Annotated in this window: 7 protein-coding genes; 1 reads left to right on the forward strand and 6 read right to left on the reverse strand. The window is 39.8% G+C overall.

Annotated features, from left to right (window positions below):
* Positions 1-794 precede the first annotated feature (794 nt).
* The 6 genes from uxuA to ADHAQ_RS0116720 form a co-directional block, all read right to left on the reverse strand.
* Positions 795-1,961, reverse strand: a complete 1,167-nt coding sequence (gene uxuA, locus ADHAQ_RS0116685; RefSeq protein ID WP_026463907.1) for a mannonate dehydratase — start codon at positions 1,959-1,961, stop codon at positions 795-797.
* A 13-nt stretch (positions 1,962-1,974) separates the two neighbouring features.
* Complete coding sequence (locus tag ADHAQ_RS0116690) at positions 1,975-2,778, reverse strand: SDR family oxidoreductase (RefSeq protein ID WP_026463908.1); 804 nt, start codon at positions 2,776-2,778, stop codon at positions 1,975-1,977.
* A gap of 464 nt (positions 2,779-3,242) precedes the next feature.
* Complete coding sequence (locus ADHAQ_RS26070; protein WP_034256885.1) at positions 3,243-6,245, reverse strand: glycosyl hydrolase 115 family protein; 3,003 nt, start codon at positions 6,243-6,245, stop codon at positions 3,243-3,245.
* Between the two features lie 215 nt (positions 6,246-6,460).
* The gene (locus tag ADHAQ_RS0116710; protein WP_026463909.1) at positions 6,461-6,982 is read right to left on the reverse strand and encodes a VOC family protein; all 522 of its coding nucleotides are present in this window, start codon (positions 6,980-6,982) and stop codon (positions 6,461-6,463) included.
* A gap of 89 nt (positions 6,983-7,071) precedes the next feature.
* Complete coding sequence (locus tag ADHAQ_RS0116715; RefSeq protein WP_245590628.1) at positions 7,072-9,030, reverse strand: RagB/SusD family nutrient uptake outer membrane protein; 1,959 nt, start codon at positions 9,028-9,030, stop codon at positions 7,072-7,074.
* Positions 9,031-9,038: 8 nt separating this feature from the next.
* The gene (locus ADHAQ_RS0116720) at positions 9,039-12,167 is read right to left on the reverse strand and encodes a SusC/RagA family TonB-linked outer membrane protein (protein WP_051359988.1); all 3,129 of its coding nucleotides are present in this window, start codon (positions 12,165-12,167) and stop codon (positions 9,039-9,041) included.
* Between the two features lie 1,309 nt (positions 12,168-13,476).
* On the opposite strand from ADHAQ_RS0116720, the gene ADHAQ_RS28170 reads away from it, so the two are divergent.
* On the forward strand, positions 13,477-13,614 hold the full coding sequence (locus ADHAQ_RS28170) for a hypothetical protein (RefSeq protein WP_157433445.1): 138 nt from the start codon (positions 13,477-13,479) through the stop codon (positions 13,612-13,614).
* The last annotated feature ends 369 nt before the right edge of the window (positions 13,615-13,983 follow it).

Raw genomic sequence — 13,983 nt, forward strand, 5'->3', positions numbered from 1 at the left:
AAAATTAACTTAGTCCTGACCATGTATTGGTACCTGCATAAATATTTTATTAGCTGCATCCTGATTAGAAATAGATTTAATATTCCATTCATTTTATCCAAGTAATGGTTGAATACACCAACAAAGAGTTAGGCCTAAAAAAGAAGACGCTTATGCCAGTAGAGCATATAAGTGAAAGTGTCCAAAAATTGATTTAAAAATTTAAGAGCTGTCTTCTGGAGTAAGAGTCAGCAAATAAATTAAAAGTGGGTGTAAATTTAATGGTCTCATAAACACTTAAAATTTTAGGTGAGAGATGATTAACCTTTTCTGTTTCTAACTGTTAAATTTACAATATGTTTCGTCTTTTTAAAAATATTGTAAAAGAAACCGATTAAATAAACCATAAACGAGAAAGATTTTGATAGAGGAAAGCCAATTTTCTTATAAAACTTTTAGTAGTTGTGGCTGAAAAATTAGCAAAATTTTAATAGGCTTGGAACAGGCTAAAAATTCCGAAAAAATGTTAAATTTTTATAAAGAAGGCAATTTGAAAGGAAGTGATAGAATCGCTGAAGGGGGGAGGTCAGCCAGATTTATGGAAAATATTGACAGGTTTATATTTTAAATGGCCTTAGGGAGCAAATGGTTAGGGTAATTTACATAAGGAAGACTTTTCTCATGATTATTTAAAAATTCAGTTGACAGGCAACTTAGATTGTTTTATAAATAATCGTCTACGAAAGCTTACCTATTCTTATTTATTAATGTCCCCTAACCATTTGCCGCCACAAAAACATATTGTTAAGATTTGCTTACCAGCCTTCGGAACGGCAGATGCCTAATTGTAACCCGCGCAATTCCGCTAAGCCCCGCATCCGGCCAATGCAGGAATAACCCGGATTGGTAACTTTGTTTAAATCATCCATCATTTGATGACCATGATCCGGACGGAAAGGAATGGGAGTGTCTACCGTTTGCTGAACCGTTAGAATTTCTTTCATAACAGCGTACATATCCACGTCACCGCCTAAATGATCGTCTTCAAAGAAGTTGCCGTGCTCATCTTTTTTTACGTTACGTAAGTGTACAAAATGAATTCGGTCACCAATTTCTTTGGCTATTTCGGGTAAGTTGTTTTGTGGTCCAGCTCCTAATGAACCAGTACAGAAACATACCCCATTGCTCTTATTAGGTACAGCAGAAAGAATATAACGGAAATCTTCTGCGGTACTTACAATACGAGGTAGTCCTAAAATATTGAAAGGAGGATCATCCGGGTGAATAGCTAGTTTAACACCCACCTCATCGGCCACCGGAGCTATTTCCTGAAGAAAATATTTTAGGTTTTCACGCAAGGCAGTCCGGTCAATATCCCGGTACCATTCCAGTTTTTCGCGCATTTGCTCCAGCGTTTGTTTTTTCTCGCCGGGTATGCCAAACATGACAATATTTACGATGTAGTCTAACTGTTCTTGAGAGTATTGTTTAAACCGCTTTTCGGCTTCTGCCAAAACAAACGGGCTATAATCTTGCTCAACATTTAGTCTTTTCAGAATATGAATATCAAAAACCGCCAGATCAAACCAGTTGAAGTAAAGAGCTTTAGAACCATCGGGCATTACCAAATCCAGATCGGTGCGCGTCCAGTCGTTAACGGGCATAAAGTTGTAGGTAACTATTTTTATGCCGCAAGCTGCAATGTTCCGGATAGACTGCTTATATAAATCAATATAGTGCTGGTAATTGCCGGTGCGGGTTTTAATAGACTCATGAATGGTTACACTTTCTACCACATCCCAGGTTAAACCATAGGCTTCTATTTCGTTTTTGCGTTTGGTTATTTCTTCTACCGTCCAAACTTCGCCGTGCGGAATGTGGTGCAGGGCACTTACAATGCCTTCCGCACCAGTTTGTTTTACATCCTGTAGCGTAACCGGATCATTTGGGCCAAACCAACGCCATGTTTCTCTTAATTTCATCGTTTATCTTATTTTATACACCTGAAAAAATATGGAAGCCTCCATCTACACAAATTACTTCGCCGCTTACAAATTTTGAAGCATCGCTTAACAGCCAGATAAGGGCACCATTCAGTTCTTCCGGCTCACCAAACCGCTTATAAGGTGTGTTTCTGATTACGGCTTCGCCTCTGGCAGTGTAGCCGCCTTCCGGGGTAGTTAATAAGTGCCGGTTTTGGTTGGTTACAAAAAAGCCAGGGGCAATAGCATTCATTCGTATTTTATCACCATATCGATTGGCCAATTCCACCGCCATCCAACGGGTGAAATTGTCGATAGCCGCTTTTGCTATTGAATAACCTAGCACCCGGGTAATAGCCGATTGGGCGGCCATTGAAGAAATGTTGATAATAGTACCACCGTTTTCAGTCATATGCCTGCCAAAAATGGTAGTGGGTAAAATAGTACCGTACAGGTTTAAGTCAAATGCCTTCTTAAGAGCTTCGATATTAATATTAAAAATATCCTGATCCGGCATTATTACCGCTTCTGCCACGTTCCCACCTGCCGCATTTACCAAAGCATCTATGCGGCCATAGGTATCCATGATTTTTTGGCTGGCAGCCTGCAATTCTGCTTCATTTAAAACATCGGCCTGAATAAAAATGGCTTCCCCACCAGTATCTTGAATCTGTTTAGCACGTTCTTCCCCAATTTCTTCATTCCGGCCAAGAATTACTACCTTTCCACCAGCTTCGGCAATGGCAATATTAAAGGCACCGCCTAATATGCCCGTGCCGCCGGTTACTACAATAACTTTGTCTTTAATTGAAAACATTTAATATTTGGGTTTTAAAATTTGGTAGTATTTATTCTGGTAAAGATAAAGTGATAATTAGATTAAAGGTTTATCTCTGGTAGTAGCATATGCTTAGTTAAAGTCTATTAGTCTAAAGGCTTAACCTGGCTGGCTACAAAACTCATTCCTTGCCATATATACTTAATAAAAGTAGGTTCATCGTAAGATTTTTTATTATAGCCTAAAGCTATACCCAAAGCGTGCAAACATCAAAATTCTGAAACCTTTCTGCCAAATAGAGGTTGGCAAATGGCGCAGATGCAGCTTTTATTTTTCTTCTTTCAGATCTATCTATAGATTTTATATCATAAGTCATTACCACCTTAATCCTAAGATACAACTCTTTGACAAAGAACTTCATTTTGATTGAAATTGTCAATGATTACCATTTCAGGTTACTGGTACTATAGATATTTCAGAGGAGCAGGAAAAGTTGATTTAAACTACTTCTTAGCTTTTCTCTCAGAAATAAATTTGCTTTCAGGAGGCCCCAGGTAACTTGCTTTCACACCACCGGCATCAATTACAAATTTCTGAAATACCACACCAGAATCTATCATCCATATCTTTAGTGTTTGTTTGCCTGGCTTGTCAATTTTGTGCTTCGATTTTCTTGTCTTGATATGATCGGCCACAGACTTTGTCCACCAGGCTGCATATTCATAATCAGGCTTAGTTTCGCCTCCATTCATATTGATAATCTGAGGTTCCTCATCATTGATTGAGATGGCGTATTGCAGACCATCTTGTTTTTTAAAATCCTGTGTTGGCGACAAGTAAGCCTCGACTGTGATTTCTCCAGCATCAAAAACTGTAAACTCATATTCTAATCTTGGCGATCCCTTTTGAAGTTTTTGTCTTGGAACATTTACCGGTTCAACAATTACTGAAGAATGCGTTCGACCAAGGTTTGGCACGATCGTCCAATGAATATCCTTAGAATCTATTTTATTCGTATAATTGGCAGCCTCCATGGAAACAACTCCATTATTTTCTACAAACCCAGATGCTTTGGGAAGATTATTCCGAACAGGAACCTTGACGGCATACGCTTTACCAGCCCCCTTTATTATAATCTCTCCGGATACATTCTCCTTTGGTGCTTTGTCCCAATCGATGCTGACGAATATTTTTTCATCATATTGCACCTTCCCTTCACGCTTTGATAGTTTTATCCAATCGTTTTTAGCTTCAATGGAATAGTTTAAAATTCCTTCACCCATATTAAAAATGTCCACATAAAAGCTTTGCTGATTGTATGGGTCAAAGGCTGTAAAGCCCTGGCTAAAAAGAGGATCGCTTTCCACACTAAAACCGCCCCATGCAGGATTTGGGCCATATTCAATACTATAGCCAAGTTGCGGTAAACTAGCAGTATTAATATACGAAACGGCAGGCATCACATTTGCACGTGGGTGGTTCCAACTGGTATACCCGATATGCGTTTGCGACATCATGTGATTCCATTTGCCATCTACCAGGTTTTCATGAAATTGACGCGTAAGCTCAGCATCTTTGGCAAACAACTCTTTCACTTTTTCTGCATACATGTTCGCCGAAGCTCTACCTTCTTCGGCATATAACTTATTCTTGCCAGCCGCAACATACATTTCGTTTATATTGTTGCTCATCTCTACCGGAGAAAGCACCAACTGATAGAAGGCTGATTTTTGGCTTTGGGGTAGTTGGTTATAAATAGATTTGCTTCTGTGGAGCAACTGCCTGTATTCTTCCACTATTCTATCAGCTTCACGGTAGTTTTTAAGGCTATAGGTATCGGGCTTTAGCATTTCCGGTATACGCCGCGCATTATACTTTGTATAGAGGGACAGTATTTTTGCAATCTCCTCTGCATGGCCATTTCCAAATTGCTGCTTTGCCCAGTTTACATAATAGTTTGGCAAATCATCTGCATTAATGGCTTCCGGGTTCCAGGCCATATCGAGAAAGAAGCTAGTTGGCAATTCCATAGGTTTGATATCTCCCACATTGGCTATCCAAAGGTTTTTTACTCCAGCCTCATATGTAAGGTCCATCTGTTCCCACACACGTTCAATCTGGGTGACATTGAGCCAACGGAACGATACAGGCGCTCCTACATAATCAAAGTGATAGTACATACCGTACCCACCCGGGCGGCGAAGATCTTCCTTCTTAGGCAGGTAGCGTAAATTCCCCCAGTTGTCATCACTGAAAAGAATGGTAATATCATCATCTACCCGCATACCTTTGTCGTAATAATCCTGCACTTCTTTATAGATTGCCCAAACCTGGGGAGTTTCTTTTGCAGGTTTCCCGGTTACATCGGCGAGGATTTCACGCTGATCTTTAATAATAGTTTGCAAAAGATCCACAGCAGTTTCTTCTGACATACCCTCATCACCATCACCGCGCATACCCATGGTAACTACGCTTTCGTAATTACCCATACGCTCTATTCCTCCGCGCCAAAATTCCTGTAGTTTTGCTTTGTTGGTTTTATAATTCCATGCTCCCCCATTGAAGCGTTGCCATTCATGATGAGCACGCATCATGGGCTCGTGGTGGCTAGTGGATATCACAATGCCATACTCATCTGCAAGACGTGCATTTTCAGGATCATCAGCTGCAAATGCAACAGGAAGCCACATGGCTGGCCATAAATAATTAGCTTTGTTCCGCAGGAGTAATTCATAAACTTTGTCGTAAAATTTATGATTGAAACCACCGAACTTTTCCTGTGCCCAATACCTTAGCGCTGGTGCTTCATCATTAATAAAGATTCCCCGATATTTTACCTTTGGCTCTCCAATGGTGTAGGTTCCTGGCTTTACGAAAATATTCTTCCGGACTTTTACCGGTACATCGGCCCACCAATACCAGGGCGAAACGCCCATTTTTCCGGATAGCTCGAACATGCCGAAAATGGTGCCCCGCTTGTCACTACCAACTATCACCAAGGCATTTTCTACACCCGCCATTGGTTTGCTTACCGGAACAATAGAAAACTGCTCCCATTTACCTTTCAGCTTAGCCGCATCAATTTTACCTTGCTGTACCAGCTGATCGATTAATTTGCTTTTACCTAAGGTGCCAACTATAATTAAATTTTTTGCTTTTGAATTATCACTAACTGTTAACTGAGCTTCCTGACCTGACACCAGGCTTAAGTCCTTCTGAAACAAACCAGCAACTTTTAGTACACCCGGAAAGTCTGATTGACTTACCAAAATGTTACTGGGTTTGCCATTTTCAATTAATGTAAATTTGCCTTGCTTTTTTTCTGTTGTTAGAAAAGAGGATGCAGGAAAAGGATCATTTGATAATTCTGTATTTACCTTTTCTAAAATTCGCTTATTGGTGGCCTGTGCTGGTTGGCTATGCCCATGAATGCTTAGGCATAAAAGCCAAAACAAAATCCCGGCGGCCCGTTTATTGAAAAAAGCAGATTTCACTGTTGGTACCATAAATATATTTAAACTAAGTAATTATTCTATTTATATTTTATCAGTTTATTCCTTTTTGAGTTTTAATTATATCAGCGCCTATTTAAATCTAGTGTTACAATTACTTTTTATCAGGTAATCAAAGTCTATGTATCTGTTCGGTACTTAGATTGCATAGAAAATATTATTGTAATATTGATTACTCCAAATGTTTTTGATACTGTTACTTACTTGAATTATTCCAATGGCCCAATTAACTCTATAAATGTTCCATCCGGATCCTGAATCAGGAGTAAGTGTGATTTCTGGTTTAATGGGGTCGGCGTATTTCCAAGGAAGGATACATTCCTTTGTTTTAATCTTTCAATGACCGACTTAAGGGCTTTTACATTAATAGTAATGTATTGTACACCAGTATCATCTTGTATATAAGTTTGCTTAGGGTGATTTGCTTTTTCCCCAAAGCTCATTAGCTTCCACTCATTGGCTTCCGGACTATTTTCCAGTTTTAAAACGGTTACTGAAGCAGGAACACCGTTTGAAAGACCTGCCCGCTTTGAAAAATCTTCATTGATGGTGAAGCTATAGGTTTTAACCATTCCTATCCCATTTACATAAAAGTCTAATGACTGATCAAGATCAGATACCACTACACCCAGGCCAATTAACTTACTGCTGAAGTTAGATTGCGCATACAAAGTAACACTAAGCAGCCAGGCCACTGCTAAGCAAAAAAGTTTTGGAGCTATTTTTTTCATGTCTATAAATAAGCTTTGGAATAGAAAATAAAAGATTGGCTGCCCCAAAAGGAGCAGCCAATCTTTTATTTAAACATAAATTAGTCAGACTATTGATAATTAGGATTTTGGAATTTCGCCTTTTCGTCTGGTGTCATTTGCATAGCATCTAACTGTCCAAGTGGAATCGGGCGCAAATAATGGAAGGGCTGAATCGTACGATTTACCGTAACCGCCTTATGATCTCCTTTGGCAACTCCCGCAATTTGGTAAGAAGAAGCCAGTTCGTTCCATTTTTGCGTACGCACCAAATCAAACCAACGGTAACCTTCGCCAAAATACTCCCGCGAACGTTCTGCCAGAATATAGTTGATGTCTATCGTTGCAGGGGTGGCCGCAATCATAGCCGCACTATTGTCTGCCACTTTGGCCATATTACCATTGTTATCCCAGCGCCATTTGCCCGCGCGAGCCCGAATAACATTTATCAGGTCTCTGGCGCTTTTTCCAGGTTGGGTTGCTGCCCCTTTTACAGCTGCCTCGGCCGCTATAAAGTAAAACTCAGAGAACTTAGCAATATAAAACGGCCGGGTGCTCGCAGCATTGGGCTGGCCTAATCCAGTACCATTATCAGTCCGGTAAGGGCCAAGCTTCCAAAGGCCCGGATATACGATGCGGCTAATACCCATCGGCGAGATAACAAAATCTGACCGGCCCGGTAATTCTCCTGCTCCAATATTACTTCTGCCGGCGCCGTTAGGATACGTAATTGGCGTGGTTGGTTCCTCGTTCAGGAAAGTGAGTATAGCGCCCCCAGGACTTACCGGTAAACCATTGGCATTATATAAAACTGCATTATTAACTCCGGCTTTGTTCCAATTGCCCCGATAAACCGTGGTAAAAGTCCCATCGTAGCGGGAATCATTTGTTTTGTCAGCGAAGGTGTTGGTAATTGCCCCAATGGTTGGTGCCATCCGGATCCAGGGGCGCCCTAAGGCTTGTACTGCTTCGCGTTGAACAGAATTTACTGAACTAGTCCAAGTTGGAGTAGTTCCGCTTCTAAGTTCTGTATAATTCCACGTCATAAACCAACCGGCAAAGTTTTCAGGAGCAGCACCATTACTACTGGTGAGGCTACTTGCATTATAAAATTGGCTAGTTTCCGTATGGTCAGCGTACAGCATTGTTTCTTTATTACGGTCGTTTGTAGCCACGTTAACATCGTAATAGGTGGCCTGTAAACCATACGGACCTGGATTATCGATAGCAGCTGTTGCTACAGCATAAGCCTGCTGGAAATAATATTGCGCATTTTTGCCGTCCGGATCGGTCCGGGGAGTTGCTGGATAAGTTGGAATATTATTTGGATTTTCTAACCACCAGGCGTACGTAAGATAAGCTTTGGCTAAATAAAGACGGGCAACATTTTTAGAAACACCGCCAATAACCCGTGGGTTTGCTGGTAAATCATTGACTGCTTTAAGTAAATCCGGAAAGATAGCCTTGGTATAAACTTCAGGTACCGTATTGCGGACAGAGGTTCTGACAGGTTTTGTATTAAACTTAAGTTCTCCGCCCCCTAAATCCAAAGGTACGCCGCCAAAGGTTTGTACTAACTCAAAATAATCGAAGGCGCGGAAGAACCGGGCTTCAGAAATCAGCGATTCTGGAATGCCTCCTACAGCGGCAGCATTTTCAATAATACCGCTAGCTGTATTTATGTTAGAAAAGGCTGCACCCCACAACACATCGGATCGGCTACTGGCGGAATTAAGCTCTCCCTGTCCGGACATATCCATTACCTTAAAGTTTTGGTCGGCACTCTGGCCCCAGGTTGCTTCGTCAGTACCCGTTTGAGTGGCGTTATAGTAGTAGCCTTGCCCATATATGTAGCGTAAATGGGCATACATGGAAGTTAATCCTCCCTGAACGCCTCTTTCGGTCCGGAAGAAACCAGGTTCATAAATACTTCGTGGCTGTTCTTCTAAAATATCGGAGCAACCTGCTAAAAATAAAGTTAGGGCGGCTGTTCCTATAATAGATTTTATATTATATTTTTTTTTCATCATGCTAATAATTAAAATGTTACATTCAAGCCAACCAGATATGTTCTTGTAGCTGGCGCATTGGCACCTAAGGTTAGGATGCGTCTTAGGTTTTGAGACAAAGCTACAGCCGCGTTTTCGTTTCCAAAGGAGTTTGGTTCCGGATCCATGCCTGATTCTTTATGATAAGGCGAGAACAGTACAAATGGGTTCTGGGCAGTAACATAAAGCCGCAGGTTACCAATACCAGCCTTTTTAATTAGGTTGTTATTGGTGAAGTTATATCCAAGAGAAAGGGTACGGATCTTCAGGTAAGAGGCATTAAAGTAACCCAGTGTGCTACCATATTTTGGATTTTCACTGAATAAATATTTGCCAGGTCTAGGGTAGGCAGCATCGGTATTTTCTGGCGTCCAGTAATCTACCTTAACATTATTCCGGCGCCCAGTTAACATATTCAGCCAACCTCCTGATCCGTAAAGCGTGCTGTTCACGATTCCACCGCTTTGGAAAGCAGCAACTGCACTAAAATCAAAACCTTTAAAGGAAACACGGGTATTAAATCCGCCCTGGAATTTAGGATTTACATTAATAATTTGCCGGTCAGCAGCTCCTATAGCTCTGGTTGGGGTGCCATCTGCATTGTAAGTGCCGGTATATTTTACTCTGATTGAGCCTAATGTTTCATCCGGGTTGGCAGTTGGTTCCAGAATATTCCGGTGCGGATCTCCCGCATTCCATAAACCTAATTTTTCATAGTCGAAGATTACATTTATTGGATGGCCTACAAACCACCAGTTAGCTTCATCCCGTAACTGTCCTCCAGCTAGGGAAACTATTTTGTTACGGTTGGCATACATATTAACACCGGCTTCCCAGGTCAAGCCGTTAAGGTTTTCCAGGATCACCCCGTTAAGCGAAAGTTCTACACCTTTATTTTGGGTTTCACCCACGTTTTGCGTAACGGCGTTAACACCCGATGTTGCAGGTAGGCCTACCCGTAATAAAAGGTTGTTAGTTTGTGTGTTATAATACTCGACCGTTCCTGACAGGCGACGATTCAGAAAAGCGAAATCTAAACCAAAATTAAGGGTCTTGGAGAATTCCCAACCTAAGCTAGGGTTTGGTATTTCAGATACATAGAATCCGGTTTGGTAGTTGGTAGGACCAAAGTTATATGGCCGGGTATCTAAAAGTCCAAGGGTAGCATACGCAGGAACAGATTGGTTAGAAGTCTGACCATAACCTGCGCGTAATTTTAACACATCAATAAAAGGAATATTCCGCATAAAGGATTCCCGGGCGATATTCCAGCCTACTGAAATAGCCGGATAGGTATGCCATTTATGACCAGGAGCAAGTCTGGAGGATCCATCTGAACGTACAGTAGCACTAAACAAATACCTGTCGTCGTAAGAGTACATAACCCGGCCCATATAAGACATTAAGCCGCTTAAGGTATATTGTTGCTCTCCGGGTGCAACGGTAATTTCGCCAGCCGCATTTCCTAGATTGTAGTATTGAAAAGCATCGTTAGGAATATCTCTTGCCGCCATCTGTGATCTGTTGAACGATGTTTCAGAAGCAGAATATAAACCTACTACATTCACATTATGCTTTTGAGCAAAAGTGCGATCGTAGGTTAATAGGTTTTCGATAGTCCAATCGGTGGTAACCGAGTTGTTTACAGATGCAGTAGAAGGGGTTTCCGTATTAACAGAATTTATACCTCTTCCGGTGTAACCACCACCCTGCGACTGGCGGTAATTTAAGCCCAGATTAGCCCGGTATTTTAAACCCTCTACCCCAGGAATCTTAACTTCGCCGAAGAAGGTATTATAGGTTGCAAAGGCTTTGGTTTCGCTTAACCATCTGTCACTTAAATTCTCTATGATATCTCTTGTTAAAACAAAATTTTCATCTAAAGGCATTCTGACAGTCCTTTTCAGGGTGCCGTCAGGATTATAAGGGTTGGCGATGGGTGAAGTACTTAAGGCATTGTATAAACCTATTTGGTTACCTTCCGTCTTATTATAGTTATTGTTAGTCGTAAAACCTACACGAACGTAGTTGCCAATTCCCTGATCAAGGCTACCCCGCATGGTATAACGCTTGTATTGGTTAGTCGGAATTACACCCTGATCGTTAAAATAGCCGCCACTAAAACTATAGCGTCCTTTTTCGGTACCTCCAGATACCCCTAAGTCATGACTGGTAGATACGCCTTTTTTGTAAAGCAAATCCTGCCAATCGGTATATACATCGTCAGATTCATCTAATGCATTATTGTATAAACCGGCAGCCTTGCGGAGAGCGGCAAATTCCTGACCGTTCATCATCGGGAATTTGGAAAAAACGGTTTTTAAACCATAGAAACTATTGTAAGTTACTTGTGGTTTCTGACCTATCTTACCACCTTTGGTTGTTACTAGAATAACGCCATTGGCACCACGGGAGCCGTAAATAGCGGTGGCAGAGGCATCTTTTAATATATCAATGCTCTGGATATCGTTCGGGTTGATATCACTAATCGATCCGGGATAGGGGATCCCATCCAAAACCACCAATGGGTCGTTGCTGGCAGTTAGTGAACGTGCACCCCGAATCCGAATTTGCATGGAGGCACCTGGCCGGGAGGATGTTTGAGCAAACTCCACACCTGGCAAACGCCCTTGCAAAGCTTGGGTGATATTTCCTGCCGGCACTTCTCGCATTACTTCACCGCTAATGGATGCTACGGAGCCGGTTACAGCTTCTGCCCGTTGCGTTCCATAACCCACTACTACTACTTCTTCCAAGGCTTTTGTATCAGGCGCCATACTTATATTTAGAGTAGTTTGGTTGCCTACCGGAACTTCTTTTGTAAGATATCCGATATAGCTCAGAACCAATACAGTATTATTATTAGGAACTGTCAGGGAGAAACGACCATCAACATCTGTAACGGCGCCATTTGTAGTGCCTTTAATCAATATACTTACACCCGCCAATCCGGTATTATTCTCAGTAACCCGGCCAGTTATCTGTCGTGACTGAGCATTAACCTGCATAGAAGCTAAGGAAAAACAGGTTATGAATAACATAACCACCCATTTAAAGCGCTGCCCCTTTGGGGTAAAAGGCGGCGGAACGGACCCATTTTGTAATAGTAGATGATTCATAAAGTTTGTTTAAGGTGAATAATTGGATTTTAGTAGTAGTATAAAAGTCTAAGCATTAATATTTAAGGATTTTAAAGCAAGAAAGTAACCAGTAGTAGCTCTATTGAGTTAGTACTTAACTTAGATTCGATCACACACTATATAAATGCTTGGTCGAGCCTGAGTCGCCCCAACCCACGAACTCTACCTGCATTCATTGAGCTACTTCCGGTTACAATGCCTTTTCTATTTTTATAAATTATTCTTTCTGTTATTTATAAAGTCGGATTCTCTTGGATAATTCTGATCAGACTTAAATCGGTTGATTTGTTAATCTTCTCACACGCTCCTGACATATATTTTTTCACCTCTTTTCTTGTCTTTGAATTTATAATAGTTGTAACTAATTATTATTAATTCTTTAATTACTTGTTATTTATGTAATCGGAATAACCTGCTTATAATAGTAATTATGGCACTTAAAGGACTCTGTAAATATCATCATTAAATTTAAAAATGCAATCGGTTTCATGTAGTCCAAATTTCAAAATTTTGAAAGCTTTTGTAACATTTAGGTATTATTAAAATATTTAAGTTAATAGGTGGTTTTTTTTGATAAAATTTAACAAATAGTTTAAAAAAAATATTTTTTATAAATTGTTAGAATAGATGGTAGATAAGTGCTTTGGGGATATTTATAAGCAATCAGGATAGGGGGTATTCATTACGTATTAAAAAAAGCTGAATATTAAGATATAATAGCGGAAATAAGCCTATTTAATTTTTCATGTCATGAATCAGGTATTGCAAAAAAAAGATTAATAAACTTCAATATATTTTCTTTTCAAAATTGGGATTTCTAGAAAAATATTTATTAATATTCAGTTGATTAATGGGTTATAAATAAAATTGAAAAGTAAATTTTAAAGTTGTAGTAATTTTTGAGGATAAACCCTTTGAGTTATATATAATTTAGAGGATATGGAGAAATTAAGGTTGTTGTGTTTTGGGTTGAATAAATAATGTAGAATGAAAAAATTACATGTAGTACACGGTAATAATTAACGTAATAATAAATAATTTACAATCGATTACATAATCTGTTGCACCAGATATAAATTAAGATGGTTTTAAGCAGCAATAATAAAAAAGAAATAATAATCTATAATATCGCTAAAGAGATAAATGTTTTTCCGGCTACTGTTAGCAGGGGGGTGAACGATCATCCAGCAGTTAATGTAATACCAAGAAAAAAATATTAAAACTTGCTAAAGATATAGGGTACAGAACGAACACTTTTGCAAGTAATTTACGAAAAAAGCACACCAATATGATTGGCCTTATTTTGCCAATTATAAACAGTAACTTTCATCTTTCTCTTATAGCTGGTGTAGAAAAAGTTGTTAATGATGCTGGCTACACTTTACTTTTTAGCCAGTCATTAGAAGAGGCTTATAAAGAAGAATAAAATGCTAAAACCATGTTTGATAGTCGGGTAGATGGGTTATTGGTTTCGTTAGCTAATAATAGTCCAACACAATTATTCTTAGGTCAGAACTGATTATTCGGGAATCTCCTTTACTGAAATTTTATTTATAATTAACTATTTCGGGAGATATGATAAATAAACTTTTTAGAATCAGTTTATATTATTTTTCAAATAGATGAATGTAATTGTGGGAAACGGGTAGGTCCCTAAAAAAGCTTTACAGATTATGATTATCCGATTATAGTATCTTTTATTATAGTATCATAATAATTTTATCATTGCCTTTTTCTCTCCTGCTTTCGCCATTGCTTTCTTAATAGGCCATGCTGCTGAAAGGCCAGGTTAGGA

The organism is Adhaeribacter aquaticus DSM 16391 (genome assembly GCF_000473365.1).
GTDB classification, from domain to species: Bacteria; Bacteroidota; Bacteroidia; order Cytophagales; family Hymenobacteraceae; genus Adhaeribacter; species Adhaeribacter aquaticus.